This window comes from Mycolicibacter sp. MU0102, assembly GCF_963378105.1.
Classification (GTDB): domain Bacteria; phylum Actinomycetota; class Actinomycetes; order Mycobacteriales; family Mycobacteriaceae; genus Mycobacterium; species Mycobacterium holstebronense.
Genome location: NZ_OY726398.1, coordinates 2,525,804 through 2,540,265, shown reverse-complemented (window position 1 = coordinate 2,540,265; position 14,462 = coordinate 2,525,804). Strand labels below are relative to the sequence as shown.

Sequence of the window (14,462 nt, the reverse complement as noted above, 5' to 3'; positions counted from 1 at the left end):
GATGGGCGGGTTGCGCCGACGGGGCGCTTTCCGACGGCGAAACCAAGGTGGCACAGATGACGAAGTTGGACACCGTCGAGCGGGCGGTTGCCGACATCGCGGCCGGCAAGGCCGTCGTCGTCATCGACGACGAAGACCGCGAGAATGAAGGCGATCTGATCTTCGCCGCCGAGAAGGCCACCCCCGAGTTGGTGGCGTTCATGGTCCGCTATACCTCTGGCTATCTGTGCGTCCCCCTGGACGGCGCCATCTGCGACCGGCTGGGTCTGCTGCCGATGTATGCGGTGAATCAGGACAAGCATGGCACCGCCTACACCGTCACCGTCGACGCGAAAAACAATGTCGGAACCGGGATTTCGGCTTCCGATCGGGCCACCACGATGCGTCTGCTGGCTGACCCGGGCAGTGTCGCCGACGACTTCACCCGCCCCGGCCACGTGGTGCCGTTGCGTGCCAAGGACGGCGGGGTGCTGCGCCGGCCGGGCCACACCGAAGCCGCGGTCGACCTGGCCCGGATGGCCGGCCTGCAGCCCGCCGGCGCGATCTGCGAGATCGTCAGCCAAAAGGACGAGGGCGCGATGGCCCAGACCGAAGAGCTGCGAGTCTTCGCCGACGAGCATGGCCTGGCCCTGATCTCCATCGCCGACATGATCGAGTGGCGGCGCAAGCACGAAAAGCACATCGAACGGGTCGCTGAAGCCCGCATCCCGACCCGTCACGGCGAGTTCCGGGCGGTCGGCTACACCAGCATCTACGAGGACGTCGAGCATGTCGCGCTGGTCCGCGGCGAGATCGCCGGGCCGAACAACGACGGCGACGACGTGCTCGTTCGCGTGCACTCGGAGTGCCTGACCGGCGATGTTTTCGGCTCGCGGCGCTGTGACTGTGGCCCGCAGCTGGACGCGGCACTGGCGATGGTCGCGCAGGAGGGCCGCGGGGTCGTGCTCTACATGCGTGGCCACGAGGGCCGCGGCATCGGGCTGCTGCACAAACTGCAGGCCTACCAGCTGCAGGACGCCGGCGACGACACCGTTGACGCCAACCTCAAACTGGGCTTGCCGGCCGACGCCCGCGACTACGGAATCGGGGCGCAGATCCTCACGGACCTCGGTGTCCGTTCGATGCGGCTGCTCACCAACAACCCGGCCAAGCGTGTCGGGCTGGACGGCTACGGGCTGCACATCATCGAGCGGGTGCCGCTGCCGGTGCGGGCCAACTCGGAGAACATCCGCTACCTGTTGACCAAGCGTGACCGGATGGGCCATGAACTGACCGGCTTGGAGGACTACGACGACTCTGCGCAGCTGCCGGACGAATTCGGCGGGGCGCTGTAGATGAGTCCAGCTGCAGGAGTGCCGGACATGCCGGCGCTCGACGCCTCTGATGTGCGTCTGGCGATCGTGGCCAGCACCTGGCACACCCGCATCTGTGATGCCCTGCTGGCCGGAGCCCGCAAGGTTGCCGCCGACGCAGGCATCGCCGAGCCGACGGTGGTGCGGGTGCTCGGGGCGATCGAGATCCCGGTGGTTGCGCAGGAAGTCGCCCGCAACCATGACGCTGTCGTTGCGCTGGGGGTCGTGATCCGCGGTGCGACACCGCATTTCGACTATGTGTGTGACGCAGTGACTCAGGGTCTGACCCGGGTCTCGCTGGACGCGGCGACGCCGGTGGCCAACGGCGTGCTCACCGTCAACGATGAGGCGCAGGCGCTGGACCGTGCTGGACTGGCCGATTCGACCGAAGACAAGGGTGCTCAGGCAGCTGCCGCGGCACTCAGTACGGCGCTGACCCTGCGCGAGCTTCGCGCCGCACTGTGACGTCCCCAGCCGGATCCCCGCGCTGGGATCTTCAGGTACGTCCGCGGTTGATGCGCCTTGGCGTATGGATCGTTGCCATCCTGATTGTGACCATCCACGTCGTGGTGAGTGTGTTGCTGACCATCCGCGCCAGCGGCGTGATCTTCCGTACCTATGACCGGGTGGCGGTCGTGGTGCTGGGCCTGATCGTGGCCGGCGCGCTGCTGCTGTTGACGCGGGCCCGCGTGCGGGCGGGCGAGTCCGGGGTATCGGTCCGCAATGCGCTTTCAGACCGGTTGATTCCCTGGTCCGACGTTGTCGGCGTGTCCTTCCCGCCGGGCAAGCGCTGGGCCCGGCTGGAGTTGCCCGACGACGAATACATTCCGTTGGTGGCCATCCAATCCGCCGATAAAGAGCACGCGGTACAGGCCATGCGGCAGCTGCGGGCCCTGGTCGCGCGCTACCGGCCTGCCCCACCGCCCGCCGGTTAGCCTTGTAGTCGTGCCAGACCCCGCGACCTATCGTCCGGCGCCCGGGTCCATTCCCGTCGCGCCCGGCGTCTACCGGTTCGTCGACCCGCACGGCCGGGTCATCTACGTGGGCAAGGCGAAAAGCCTGCGATCACGGCTGACGTCGTACTTCGCCGACATCGCCGGCCTGCACCCGCGGACCCGCCAAATGGTGACCACTGCCGCCAAGGTGGAGTGGACGGTGGTGGGCACCGAGGTCGAGGCTCTCCAGCTCGAATACAACTGGATCAAGGAGTTCGACCCACGGTTCAACGTCCGCTACCGCGACGACAAGACCTACCCCGTGTTGGCGGTCACGCTGAACGAGGAGTACCCGCGGCTGATGGTCTACCGCGGGCCGCGCCGCAAGGGCGTGCGCTACTTCGGGCCCTACTCCCATGCCTGGGCGATTCGCGAAACCTTGGACCTGCTGCTGCGGGTCTTTCCGGCCCGCACCTGTTCGGCGGGCGTGTTCAAGCGCCACCAGCAGATCGGCCGGCCTTGCCTGCTCGGCTACATCGGCAAGTGCTCTGCGCCGTGCGTGGGCCGGGTCAGCGCGCAGGAGCACCGGCGGATCGTGGACGACTTCTGCGACTTCCTGGCAGGCAAGACCGACCGGCTGGTCCGCAGTCTCGAGCAGCAGATGCTGGCCGCCTCCGACGAACTCGACTTCGAACGCGCCGCACGTCTGCGCGACGACGTCGCTGCCCTCAAACGCGCCCTGGAGAAGCAGGCCGTGGTGCTCGGCGACGGCACCGACGCCGATGTGGTGGCGTTCGCCGAGGACGAGCTGGAAGCGGCGGTTCAGGTGTTTCACGTGCGCGGTGGCCGGGTGCGCGGGCAGCGCGGTTGGATCGTCGAGAAGCCCGGCGACCCCGGCGATGCCGACAGCTCCCTGGGGCAACTGGTTGAGCAGTTCGTCACCCAGTTCTACGGGGACCAGGCCGAATTGGAAGGTGCGGCCGACGAGCCGACCAACCCGGTACCGCGCGAGGTGCTGGTGCCCTGCCTGCCGGCCAACGCCGACGAGCTGACCAGCTGGCTGTCTGAGCTGCGGGGCTCACGGGTCTCCCTGCGGGTGCCGCTGCGCGGCGATAAGCGGGTGCTGGCCGAGACGGTTGAGCGCAATGCCAAAGATGCCCTGCAGCAACACAAGATGAAGCGAGCCGGGGATTTCACGGCGAGATCCGCTGCGCTGCAGAACATTCAGGAGTCCCTGGGCCTGTCCGACGCTCCGTTGCGCATTGAGTGCGTCGACATCAGTCATGTGCAGGGCACCGACGTGGTCGGGTCGCTGGTGGTGTTCGAGGACGGCTTGCCCCGCAAGTCGGACTACCGTCATTTCGCGATTCGGGAGGCCGCCGGCGAGGGGCGCTCCGACGATGTGGCCTCGATCGCCGAAGTGACCCGTCGTCGGTTCCGTCGGCACCTGGATGCCGAAGTCCTGGCGCCCGAAGGAAAATCGCGTAAGTTCGCCTATCCACCCAACCTCTACGTGGTGGACGGCGGTGCACCGCAGGTCAATGCCGCAGCGGCGGTGCTGGCCGAGCTCGGCATCACCGACGTCGCGACCATCGGCCTGGCCAAAAGACTGGAGGAGGTGTGGGTGCCGTCCGAGCCGGACCCGATCATCCTGCCCCGGCAGAGCGAAGGGCTCTACCTGTTGCAGCGGATCAGGGACGAGGCGCACCGGTTCGCGATCACCTACCACCGAAGTAAGCGGTCCAAGCGGATGACCGAGTCGGTGCTGGATGCGGTGCCCGGGCTGGGCGAGCATCGACGCAAGGTGTTGATCTCCCATTTCGGTTCGGTGGCACGACTGAAAGGGGCTACCGTCGAGGAGCTCACCTCGATCCCGGGGATCGGCGCGGCGACCGCCGCGGCCGTCCTCGAGGCGCTGGGAGCCGACGGCGCGGCGGGCGCCGCTGAACAGCAACGGATGTCGGGATGACCACGGACTCACCGAAAGGCGTACGGGAGCGCGATGTCGCCGGCCCCGGAGACGGCGCCGGTATCGACGTTGTCCTGGTTACCGGGCTGTCCGGTGCGGGCCGCGGCACCGCGGCGAAAGTCCTGGAGGACTTGGGCTGGTACGTCGCCGACAACCTGCCACCCGACCTGATCACCCGCATGGTGGATCTGGGGCTGGCGGCCGGTTCCCGGATCACCCAGCTGGCGGTCGTGATGGATGTGCGCTCGGCGGGTTTCACCGGCGATCTGGACTCGGTGCGCACCGAATTGGCCACGCGTGGCATCAACCCGCGTGTGTTGTTCATGGAGGCCAGCGACGACGTACTGATTCGGCGTTACGAGCACAACCGTCGCAGCCACCCCCTGCAGGGGCAGCAGACCCTCACCGAGGGCATCGCCGCCGAGCGGATCATGCTGGCGCCGGTGCGCGCGGTCGCCGACCTCGTCATCGATACCTCGGTGCTCAGCGTGCGCGAGCTGCGGGAGAGTATCGAGGAAATGTTCGGCGGCGACGCCGTCATCGCTCCCACGTCCATCACGGTCGAGTCCTTCGGTTTCAAGTACGGCTTGCCGATGGACGCCGACATGGTCATGGACGTGCGCTTCCTGCCCAACCCGCATTGGGTCGACGAACTGCGCCCGCACACCGGGCAGCATCCGGCGGTGCGCGACTACGTGCTGAGCCAGCCCGGCGCCGACGAGTTCCTGGCCGGCTACCACCGGCTGTTGGCCCTGGTGGTCAGCGGCTATCGGCGAGAGGGAAAGCGGTACATGACGCTGGCCATCGGGTGCACCGGCGGCAAGCACCGCAGCGTGGCCATCGCCGAGGCGTTGGCGCAACTGTTGGATGCCCAAGACGACAACGACGAGCTGTCGGTGCGAGTGCTGCACCGGGATCTGGGCCGCGAATGAGCGTTGAGCCCGCGCATGGCAATCCGAGCATCGTCGCGCTCGGTGGTGGGCACGGCCTGTACGCGACGCTGTCGGCTGCCCGCCGGCTGACCCCGCACGTCACCGCGGTGGTGACCGTTGCCGACGACGGTGGCTCCTCAGGCCGGTTGCGCGGTGAGCTCGACGTGGTGCCGCCCGGGGACCTACGGATGGCACTGGCGGCGCTGGCCTCGGACACCCCGAAGGGCCAGCTGTGGGCGACCATCTTGCAGCACCGCTTCGGTGGCAGCGGCGCGCTTGCGGGGCATCCGATCGGCAACCTGCTGCTGGCCGGCCTCAACGAAGTGCTGGCCGACCCGGTGGCCGCACTCGACGAGCTTGGCCGGATGCTCGGGGTCAAGGGGCGGGTGCTGCCGATATGCCCGATCGCGCTGCAGATCGAAGCCGACGTGTCCGGTCTGGAAGCCGATCCGCGACTATTCCGGGTGATCCGGGGCCAGGTGGCCATCGCGACCACCCCGGGAAAGGTGCGTCGGGTGCGGCTGTTGCCGGGCAATCCGCCGGCCACTCGCCAAGCGGTGGACGCCATCATGTCCGCGGATCTGGTGGTGCTCGGCCCGGGCTCGTGGTTCACCAGTGTGATCCCGCACCTGTTGGTGCCGGGTCTGGCCTCGGCGTTGCAGAACACCACGGCCCGCCGCGCTCTGGTGCTCAACCTGGTGGCCGAGCCGGGGGAGACCGCGGGATTCTCCGTGGAGCGTCACCTGCACGTATTGGCTCAACACGCGCCCGATTTCACGGTGGACCACATCATCATCGATGCAGGCCGGGTGCCCAGCGAACGCGAGCGCGAGCAGCTGCGGCGTGCCGCCACGTTGTTCGCTGCCGAGGTTCGGTTCGTGGACGTGGCCCGACCTGGTACACCTTTACATGACCCAGGAAAGTTGGCGGCGGCGCTGGACGGGGTTCGGAGCATCGACGCATCGACGTTGACCGTTCCGACACCGGTCGCGACGCATGCCGAGGGCGGGGGCCGGCAATCCGGCGTGAGTGGGCCGAGTGGACTCGGGCCGGGAGGTGACAAGTCGTGGCGATGACGGCCGAAGTCAAGGACGAGCTGAGCCGTCTCGTGGTCAGTTCGGTGAGTGCGCGCCGCGCCGAGGTCGCGGCACTGCTGCGCTTCGCCGGCGGACTGCACATCGTGGCCGGTCGGGTCGTGGTCGAAGCCGAGGTGGACCTGGGGGTCATCGCGCGGCGGCTGCGCAAGGACATCTTCGACCTGTACGGCTACAACGCGATCGTGCATGTGCTGACGGCCAGCGGGATGCGCAAGAGCACCCGTTACGTGTTGCGCGTGACGAAGGACGGCGAAGCCCTGGCTCGTCAGACCGGGCTGTTGGACCTGCGCGGGCGCCCGGTGCGGGGCCTGCCCGCCCAGGTCGTCGGCGGCAGTGTCGGTGACGCCGAAGCTGCTTGGCGGGGAGCGTTTTTGGCGCACGGTTCCCTCACCGAACCGGGGCGCTCGTCGGCTCTGGAGATCGGCTGCCCTGGTCCGGAGGCCGCCCTGGCGCTGGTCGGCGCGGCGCGCCGGCTCGGGGTCAGTGCCAAGGCCCGCGAGGTGCGGGGCGCGGACCGGGTGGTGGTGCGCGACGGCGAGGCGATCGGGGCGCTGCTGACCCGAATGGGTGCCCAAGACACCAGGCTGGTCTGGGAGGAGCGCCGGATCCGCCGCGAGGTGCGGGCGACCGCCAACCGGCTGGCCAACTTCGACGACGCCAACCTGCGCCGCTCCGCGCGGGCGGCCGTGGCGGCGGCGGCGCGGGTGGAACGTGCACTGGCCATCCTCGGCGACACCGTGCCCGATCATCTGGCCTCGGCCGGCAAGCTGCGAGTCGAGCATCGGCAGGCTTCCCTGGAGGAGCTGGGCCGGCTGGCTGACCCACCGATGACCAAAGACGCGGTGGCAGGACGCATTCGGCGGCTGTTGTCGATGGCCGACCGCAAGGCCAAGCAGGACGGCATTCCCGACACCGAGTCGGCGGTCACCCCGGAGCTGCTCGAAGACGCCTAGCGGTGGGCTTATCCCCAGTTGGGGGTTGATCCACAGGGTGGCTTTTCCTGGGCCGTCTTCCGGTGTTGTTGTCGGGGGTGGTTTTTAGCGTCGGGGTATGGCAACAGCACTGGGTGCGGCAGCGGCGCGGGAGCAGGTCTGCGCTGCTCTTGATGCCATTGACACCGCCCATGCGGTGTTGCGGTCGACCGCGACGGATCTGGTGGGCAACACCTTTCGCATCGAGGTCGCCGACCGGCTAGAAACCCAAGACCGCGTCAACCGCGGCCTGATGTACCGGATCTTCGGCGAACTCGCCGACCCGCCCGACGGCTGCGGTTCGATTGCCGAAGCACGGGCATCCCTGTGGAAACGCTTGCGGATCACCCCACGCGAGATCACCCGCCGCTGCCGTTTGGCCGCCCGCATCCGGCCCCGCCGCTGCCTGACCGGTGCCCCGATCCCACCCGAACTCCCAGCCCTAGCCACCTCCATCGAATCCGGTTCGATTGGGGAGGACCACATCCGCGCGATCTGCCAAGCCATCGACATCCTGCCGGGATCGGTCACCCCGCCCCAGATCGCGCAGGCAGAGGCCGCCCTGGTCTCCCACGCCAGCAGAGTCGACGCCGGGGTGCTCACCAAGATCGGGCAACGCATCGCCGATCACCTCAACCCCGATGGGCTGTTCAGCGACCGCGACCGCGCACGACGCCGCGCCCTGACACTGGGCCGCCAAGGCCCCGACGGCATGTCCAAACTCACCGGCCTCCTAGACCCCCAAACCCGCGCCTACTTCGAAGCAGTTGCGGCCGCCGTACGCCCCGGACGACACAACCCCGATCCCACCGCCCCGGCCGCCGGCGATGACCGCACCACAGCGCAGCGCTGCCACGACGCCCTGCGCCTAGCCCTATCGACCGCCATCGCCTCGGGAAAACTCGGCACCCACCGCGGCCACCCCGTCACCGTCGTGGTCACCACCACCTTGGCCGAACTCAACCAAGCCGCCCACGCCGCCACCGACCCCACCATCGCCATGCCACCACCAGCACTGACCGGCGGCGGCTCCCGACTGCCCATGCGCGACCTGATCGCCATGGCCGCCCAATCGATTCACTACCTCGCCGTCTTCGACGACCACACCACACGACCCCTGTACCTCGGCCGACAAAAACGCATCGCCACCGCCGACCAACGCCTCATCTGCCACGCCCGCGACCGCGGCTGCACCCGACCCAACTGCCTCGAACCGGGCTATCACTGCGAAGTGCACCACGCCAAACCCTGGGCACACGGCGGCCACACCAACGCCGACGAACTGTTCTTCGCCTGCGGCTGCGACCACACCGACACCACCGACGGCCACCAACACACCACCATCACCACCACCGGCCGCCTCAGCTGGACCGACGGCACCGCACCACCCCAAATCAACCACGCCCACCACCCCGAAGAACTCCTGCAAGGAGACCCCGACCCACCCGAATGACCGTCGCACGCCTGCACAGACCGCTATAACAGAACGGGCACACGGCAGGGAGTGAGGGCAATATGGGGTTCATCAAACCGTCGGTTCCCGACGTCGACCCCGAAACGTGGCGCGCCACCCCGTGGCCGAGGCGGATCCAGGTCTGCAGCAGGCACTGGGCCGAAGAGGGTTTCGGCACCCCGTCCGGGGTCTACCTGATCTACCTGATCAAGATCGCGGCCTACGCCGCAGGCGCGGCGGCAGTCATCGCATTGACCCCGGGCCTGGGCGAGCTCGGGCGCATCGCCGACTGGTGGACCCAGCCGATCGTTTATCAGAAGCTCGTCGTCTTCAGCCTGCTGTTCGAAATCCTGGGCTTGGGCTGTGGATCCGGTCCGTTGACCGCCCGGTTCTGGCCGCCCATCGGTGGTGTCTTGTACTGGTTGCGGCCCAACACAATCCGATTGCCGCCCTGGCCCGGCAAGGTCCCGTTCACCCGCGGCGATTCCCGCACCGTGATCGATATCGCGCTGTATGCCGCGGTGCTGGGCTCCGGTGTCTGGGCATTGCTGTCACCGGGTCAGGGCGATCCCGCCCCGGTAGGTCTGTTGGACCCGATGGTGGTGGCGCCGATGGCCGTCGCACTGGTTCTGCTGGGCCTGCGGGACAAGACGATCTTCCTGGCCGCCCGCGCCGAGCACTACGGGTTGACGTTGCTCGTCTTCTTCTTCCCCTACGTCGACCAGATGGCCGCGTTCAAACTCATCATCCTCGGGCTGTGGTGGGGTGCGGCCACCTCCAAGCTCAACCACCACTTTCCCTATGTCGTCGCGGTGATGACGAGCAACAACGCCCTGCTGCGCTCCAAGATCTTCACCGGCCTCAAACACCTGATGTACCGCGATCACGTCAACGACCTGCGGCCCACCCGGATCCCGCAGTTGATGGCACACGTCGGCGGCACCACCGCCGAGTTCGTCGTGCCGGCGCTACTGGTGCTCGTCGCCGGCGATCATCCGTGGCGATGGTTCTTGATCGCGTTCATGGTGATCTTTCACCTCAACATCTTGTCCAACCTCCCGATGGGAGTCCCGTTGGAATGGAATGTGTTCTTCCTCTTCTCACTGTTCTTCCTATTCGGACAACACCCCGAAGTCAGCGTCTATGACCTGCGGTCGCCGCTGTTGATGGCCATCCTGTTCACCGGGCTCATCGTGATCCCGGTGGCCGGAAACATGTTTCCGCAGCAGATTTCGTTCCTGCCGGCCATGCGCTATTACGCCGGGAACTGGGCGGCCAGCTTCTGGTGCTTCCGCAACGGCGCCGAGGACATCGTGGAGGCCAACGTGGTCAAGAGCTCGGCACTGGTCATCAACCAGTTGGCGAAGTTCTATGACCAGTCCACCGCCGACCTGGTCGCCGACAAAGTCCCCGGGGCATTCCGAGCCATGCACCTGCAGGGCCGGGCACTGAACGGCCTGCTGCCCCGAGCGCTCGACAATGTCGCCGACTACAACATCCGTGACGGCGAAATCATCGCCGGTCCGCTGATCGGGTGGAACTTCGGCGAAGGTCACCTCCACAACGAGCAGCTGCTCGCGGCCGTGCAGCGCCGCTGCCACTTCGCCGAGGGCGACCTGCGGGTGATCGTGCTCGAAGGTCAACCCATCCACCGGAAAGAGCAGGCCTACCGGATTGTCGACGCCAAATCCGGGCTGATCGAAGCCGGTTACGTGGCCGTGGCCGACATGCTCAGCCGCCAGCCCTGGCCCGAACCCGGTGACGACCTGCCCGTCCGCCGTACCGAGGGGCCTGTGGGCTCGGTCACGCGCTAGACGAAATGGCGGGCGTCTGCCTTCGCCCGGCTTCGCCGCGCTCGCAACGCCCGCTAGGCTGACGGCCGAGTACACCAGCAACTTCGTAACACGAGGAGAGACCAGTGACGGTCCGGGTAGGCGTGAACGGCTTCGGCCGCATCGGGCGGAACTTCTTCAGGGCATTGGACGCACAGAAAGCTCTGGGCAACAACACCGACATCGAGATCGTCGCGGTCAACGACCTGACCGACAACGCCAGCCTGGCGCACCTGCTGAAGTTCGACTCGATCCTGGGCCGGCTGCCCCACGACGTCAGCCTCGAAGGCGACGACACCATCGTCGTCGGCAACACCAAGATCAAGGCCCTCGAGGTCAAGGAAGGCCCGGCGGCCCTGCCCTGGGGTGACCTGGGTGTCGACGTCGTCGTCGAGTCCACCGGCATCTTCACCAACGCTGCCAAGGCCAAGGGCCACCTGGACGCCGGAGCCAAGAAGGTCATCATCTCGGCGCCGGCCACCGACGAGGACATCACCATCGTGCTGGGCGTCAACGACGACAAGTACGACGGCAGCCAGAACATCATCTCCAACGCGTCGTGCACCACGAACTGCCTCGGCCCGCTGGCCAAGGTGCTCAACGACGAGTTCGGCATCGTCAAGGGCCTGATGACCACCATCCACGCCTACACCCAGGACCAGAACCTGCAGGACGGCCCGCACAGCGACCTGCGTCGCGCCCGCGCCGCCGCGGTCAACATCGTGCCCACCGGCACCGGCGCCGCCAAGGCGATCGGCCTGGTGCTTCCCGAGCTGAAGGGCAAGCTGGACGGTTACGCGCTGCGGGTGCCGATCCCCACCGGCTCGGTCACCGACCTGACCGCCGAGCTGAGCAAGTCGGCGTCGGTTGCAGACATCAACGCCGCCATGAAGGCCGCCGCCGAGGGGCCGATGAAGGGCATCCTGAAGTACTACGACGCCCCGATCGTGTCGAGCGACATCGTCACCGACCCGCACTCGTCGCTGTATGACTCCGGGCTGACCAAGGTCATCGACAACCAGGCCAAGGTGGTCTCCTGGTACGACAACGAGTGGGGCTACTCCAACCGTCTGGTCGACCTGATCGCTCTCGTCGGCAAGTCGCTGTAACGCGATCGTGGCCGTCAAGTCAGTTGAAGACCTGATCGCCGAGGGTGTTTCGGGTCGGGGCGTGCTGGTGCGCTCCGACCTGAACGTCCCGCTCGACGATGGAAAGATCACCGACCTGGGCCGGATCACCGCATCGGTGCCCACGCTGCGCGCGTTGGTCGACGCCGGCGCCAAGGTCGTAGTGACAGCCCACCTGGGCCGGCCCAAGGACGGTCCGGACCCCAAACTGTCGCTAGCACCGGTTGCGGCCGCGCTCGGCGAGCAGTTGGGCCGGCATGTCCAGCTGGCCGGTGACGTGGTCGGCACCGACGCCCTGGCCCGCGCCGAAGGCCTGACCGACGGCGACGTGCTGCTGCTGGAGAACATCCGCTTCGACGCGCGGGAGACCAGCAAGGACGACAACGAGCGCCTGGCTCTGGCCCGGGCGCTGGCCGAGCTGGTCGCCGCGCCGGACGGTTCGCCGGGGGCGTTCGTCTCCGACGGATTCGGTGTGGTGCACCGCAAGCAGGCCTCCGTCTACGACGTCGCCACGCTGCTCCCGTCGTATGCCGGAACGCTGGTCGCCGCGGAGATCCAGGTACTGCAGCAGCTGACCGAGTCCACCGAGCGGCCCTACGCCGTGGTGCTGGGCGGGTCGAAGGTCTCCGACAAGCTGGGCGTGATCAAGTCGCTGGCAACCAAGGCCGATTCCATCGTGATCGGCGGCGGCATGTGCTTCACCTTCCTGGCCGCCCAAGGCCTCGAGGTCGGAACCTCGCTGCTGGAAGCCGACATGGTGGACACCTGCCGGCAGCTGCTCGATGACTACGCCGACGTGCTGCGGCTGCCGGTGGACATCGTCGTCGCCGACAAGTTCGACGCCGCCGCCACCGGTGAGGTGGTCGCGGCGGACGCCATCCCGGACGGCAAGATGGGCCTGGATATCGGCCCGGGTTCGGTGGAGCGGTTCGCCGCGCTACTGGGCAATGCCAAGACCATCTTCTGGAACGGGCCGATGGGCGTGTTCGAGTTCCCGGCCTTCGAGGCCGGCACCAGGGGAGTGGCCGAGGCGATCGCGGCGGCCACCTCCAAGGGCGCGTTCAGCGTCGTCGGCGGGGGCGACTCTGCCGCGGCGGTACGGGCTCTGGGATTGCCGGAGGACGGTTTCTCGCACATCTCCACCGGCGGCGGGGCGTCCTTGGAATACCTTGAGGGCAAAGCACTGCCGGGCCTGCAGGTCTTGGAAACCGGAGGAGCGTCATGAGTCGTAAGCCGCTGATCGCCGGCAACTGGAAGATGAACCTCAACCACTTTGAGGCCATCGCCCTGGTGCAGAAGGTGGCATTCGCGCTGCCGGACAAGTACTTCGACAAGGTCGATGTCACGGTGCTGCCACCGTTCACCGACCTGCGCAGCGTGCAGACCCTGGTCGATGGGGACAAGCTTCGGCTGACCTTCGGCGCCCAGGACGTCTCGCAGCACGACGCGGGCGCCTACACCGGCGAGATCAGCGGGGCGTTCCTGGCCAAGCTGGGCTGCACCTTCGTCGTCGTCGGACACTCCGAACGGCGCAGCTACCACGGTGAGGACGACGCGCTGGTCGCCGCAAAGGCCGGCGCCGCACTCAAGCACGGCCTGACCCCGATCATCTGCATCGGTGAGCACCTGGAGATCCGGGAGGCCGGCAGCCACGTCGAGCACTGCCTGGAGCAGTTGCGCGGCTCCCTGGCCGGCTTGAGCGCCGAGCAGATCGGTGCGAGCGTCATCGCCTATGAACCGGTGTGGGCCATCGGTACCGGCCGGGTGGCCGGTGCGGCGGACGCGCAGGAAGTGTGTGCGGCCGTGCGGGCCGAGCTGGGCAAGCTCGCCTCGCCCAAGATCGCCGACACGGTCCGGGTGCTCTACGGCGGCTCGGTCAACGCCAAGAACGTCGGCGAACTGATCGGTCAGCCCGACGTGGATGGCGGCCTGGTCGGCGGAGCGTCGCTCGACGGTGAGCAGTTCGCGATGCTGGCGGCGCTGGCAGCCGGCGGGCCCCTCCCTTGACCCGGCGCCGGGTCCGGCCCAGGGCGAACGGTAGGGTAGCGGCATGATCTTGACGCTGCAGATTCTCTTGGTGATCACCAGCCTGCTGGTGATTCTGCTGGTGCTGCTGCACCGCGCCAAGGGTGGCGGCCTGTCGACCCTGTTCGGTGGCGGTGTGCAGTCCAGCCTGTCCGGCTCGACTGTGGTCGAGAAGAACCTGGACCGGCTGACCTATTTCGTCATCGCCATCTGGTTGATCTCCATCATCGCCGTCGGCCTGCTGATCAAGTACCAGTAAGCCGGGCGGGCCGCCTCACGCGGCTGTCCTCGAGATTGCATTGATGCAGGCTTTTCCTCGGATTTTCCTGCGTCAGTGCAATCTCGCGGCTCGATGAGCCCACCTCGGCTCAGCGCACCACCCGGTTGCGCATGGCGTTGAACATGCCGCGCACCGCATTCTCGGTCGCCGCCAATGGTGACATCGCCGTCTCGCCGACTTCGACCAGGTAGTCGATCCGGTTGACGATGGCCTCCACCGGCTCGATCAGCGTGACCAGGCGGCGGGCCAGATCGTCCAGGCTGGCCATGGTCTCCTCAAGATGGTCCAGGCCGCCGCCCAGGCGCTCGATCGTGGTGTTGAGGTTGGCCAAGGAACTGTTGAGCTCATTCATGGTGCCGCCCAGACCGCCCAGGACATCCTCGAGCTGCCCGACCGTCACGTCGGCGTTCAGCGCCGCCTGAGCCAAGGTCTTGAGCCGCTTACGTTCCGTGCCGGTGCCTGAGCTTCTGTCTGCCATAGCGCTCATTA

14 protein-coding genes are annotated in these 14,462 nt (G+C 67.4%); 13 read left to right on the top strand and 1 reads right to left on the bottom strand.

Annotated features, from left to right (window positions below):
- Positions 1–56: 56 nt before the first annotated feature.
- The 13 genes from RCP37_RS11785 to secG all read left to right on the top strand — a co-directional run bounded on the left by RCP37_RS11785 (position 57) and on the right by secG (position 13,952).
- A complete protein-coding gene (locus RCP37_RS11785) occupies positions 57–1,334 on the top strand; it encodes a bifunctional 3,4-dihydroxy-2-butanone-4-phosphate synthase/GTP cyclohydrolase II (protein WP_308483307.1) in 1,278 nt (425 codons plus the stop codon).
- Entirely contained in the window at positions 1,335–1,817 is a 483-nt protein-coding gene (gene ribH, locus RCP37_RS11780) for a 6,7-dimethyl-8-ribityllumazine synthase (protein ID WP_308483306.1), read from the top strand.
- A gap of 50 nt (positions 1,818–1,867) precedes the next feature.
- On the top strand, positions 1,868–2,287 hold the full coding sequence (locus tag RCP37_RS11775; protein WP_308483305.1) for a PH domain-containing protein: 420 nt from the start codon (positions 1,868–1,870) through the stop codon (positions 2,285–2,287).
- Between the two features lie 10 nt (positions 2,288–2,297).
- Positions 2,298–4,256 (top strand): excinuclease ABC subunit UvrC, encoded by a 1,959-nt coding sequence (uvrC, locus tag RCP37_RS11770; protein WP_308483304.1) that lies wholly within the window; start codon positions 2,298–2,300, stop codon positions 4,254–4,256.
- Positions 4,253–5,188: an RNase adapter RapZ gene (gene rapZ, locus RCP37_RS11765; protein WP_308483303.1), complete on the top strand. Its 936-nt coding sequence runs from the start codon at positions 4,253–4,255 to the stop codon at positions 5,186–5,188. The genes uvrC and rapZ overlap by 4 nt, the downstream gene beginning before the upstream one ends.
- Positions 5,185–6,264 (top strand): gluconeogenesis factor YvcK family protein, encoded by a 1,080-nt coding sequence (locus RCP37_RS11760; RefSeq protein WP_308483302.1) that lies wholly within the window; start codon positions 5,185–5,187, stop codon positions 6,262–6,264. Before rapZ ends, RCP37_RS11760 begins: the two co-directional genes overlap by 4 nt.
- The gene (gene whiA / locus RCP37_RS11755) at positions 6,261–7,238 is read left to right on the top strand and encodes a DNA-binding protein WhiA (protein ID WP_308487053.1); all 978 of its coding nucleotides are present in this window, start codon (positions 6,261–6,263) and stop codon (positions 7,236–7,238) included. Before RCP37_RS11760 ends, whiA begins: the two co-directional genes overlap by 4 nt.
- Positions 7,239–7,335: 97 nt before the next feature.
- Positions 7,336–8,709, top strand: a complete 1,374-nt coding sequence (locus RCP37_RS11750; RefSeq protein ID WP_308483301.1) for an HNH endonuclease signature motif containing protein — start codon at positions 7,336–7,338, stop codon at positions 8,707–8,709.
- A gap of 62 nt (positions 8,710–8,771) precedes the next feature.
- Positions 8,772–10,523, top strand: coding sequence for a DUF3556 domain-containing protein (locus RCP37_RS11745; RefSeq protein ID WP_308483300.1), 1,752 nt, complete (start codon positions 8,772–8,774; stop codon positions 10,521–10,523).
- 104 nt (positions 10,524–10,627) lie between these two features.
- Positions 10,628–11,650, top strand: coding sequence for a type I glyceraldehyde-3-phosphate dehydrogenase (gap, locus tag RCP37_RS11740; protein ID WP_308483299.1), 1,023 nt, complete (start codon positions 10,628–10,630; stop codon positions 11,648–11,650).
- A 7-nt stretch (positions 11,651–11,657) separates the two neighbouring features.
- Positions 11,658–12,893 (top strand): phosphoglycerate kinase, encoded by a 1,236-nt coding sequence (locus RCP37_RS11735; RefSeq protein ID WP_308483298.1) that lies wholly within the window; start codon positions 11,658–11,660, stop codon positions 12,891–12,893.
- Positions 12,890–13,675, top strand: a complete 786-nt coding sequence (gene tpiA / locus RCP37_RS11730; RefSeq protein WP_308483297.1) for a triose-phosphate isomerase — start codon at positions 12,890–12,892, stop codon at positions 13,673–13,675. The genes RCP37_RS11735 and tpiA overlap by 4 nt, the downstream gene beginning before the upstream one ends.
- Positions 13,676–13,718: 43 nt before the next feature.
- Positions 13,719–13,952: a preprotein translocase subunit SecG gene (gene secG, locus RCP37_RS11725; RefSeq protein WP_308483296.1), complete on the top strand. Its 234-nt coding sequence runs from the start codon at positions 13,719–13,721 to the stop codon at positions 13,950–13,952.
- A gap of 109 nt (positions 13,953–14,061) precedes the next feature.
- On the opposite strand, the gene RCP37_RS11720 is transcribed toward secG, so the two are convergent.
- Positions 14,062–14,460 carry an ATPase gene (locus tag RCP37_RS11720; RefSeq protein WP_308483295.1) on the bottom strand — a complete coding sequence of 133 codons (399 nt, stop codon included), beginning with the start codon at positions 14,458–14,460 and terminating at the stop codon, positions 14,062–14,064.
- Positions 14,461–14,462: the final 2 nt, after the last annotated feature.

Coding starts and splice junctions, on each gene's coding strand:
- whiA (WP_308487053.1), top strand. CDS start 6,261: ATGACGGCCGAAGTCAAGGACGAGCTGAGCCGTCTCGTGGTCAGTTCG.
- rapZ (WP_308483303.1), top strand. CDS start 4,253: ATGACCACGGACTCACCGAAAGGCGTACGGGAGCGCGATGTCGCCGGC.
- RCP37_RS11760 (WP_308483302.1), top strand. CDS start 5,185: ATGAGCGTTGAGCCCGCGCATGGCAATCCGAGCATCGTCGCGCTCGGT.
- ribH (WP_308483306.1), top strand. CDS start 1,335: ATGAGTCCAGCTGCAGGAGTGCCGGACATGCCGGCGCTCGACGCCTCT.
- RCP37_RS11785 (WP_308483307.1), top strand. CDS start 57: ATGACGAAGTTGGACACCGTCGAGCGGGCGGTTGCCGACATCGCGGCC.
- RCP37_RS11775 (WP_308483305.1), top strand. CDS start 1,868: ATGCGCCTTGGCGTATGGATCGTTGCCATCCTGATTGTGACCATCCAC.
- tpiA (WP_308483297.1), top strand. CDS start 12,890: ATGAGTCGTAAGCCGCTGATCGCCGGCAACTGGAAGATGAACCTCAAC.
- secG (WP_308483296.1), top strand. CDS start 13,719: ATGATCTTGACGCTGCAGATTCTCTTGGTGATCACCAGCCTGCTGGTG.
- RCP37_RS11720 (WP_308483295.1), bottom strand. CDS start 14,460: ATGAGCGCTATGGCAGACAGAAGCTCAGGCACCGGCACGGAACGTAAG.
- RCP37_RS11750 (WP_308483301.1), top strand. CDS start 7,336: ATGGCAACAGCACTGGGTGCGGCAGCGGCGCGGGAGCAGGTCTGCGCT.
- RCP37_RS11745 (WP_308483300.1), top strand. CDS start 8,772: ATGGGGTTCATCAAACCGTCGGTTCCCGACGTCGACCCCGAAACGTGG.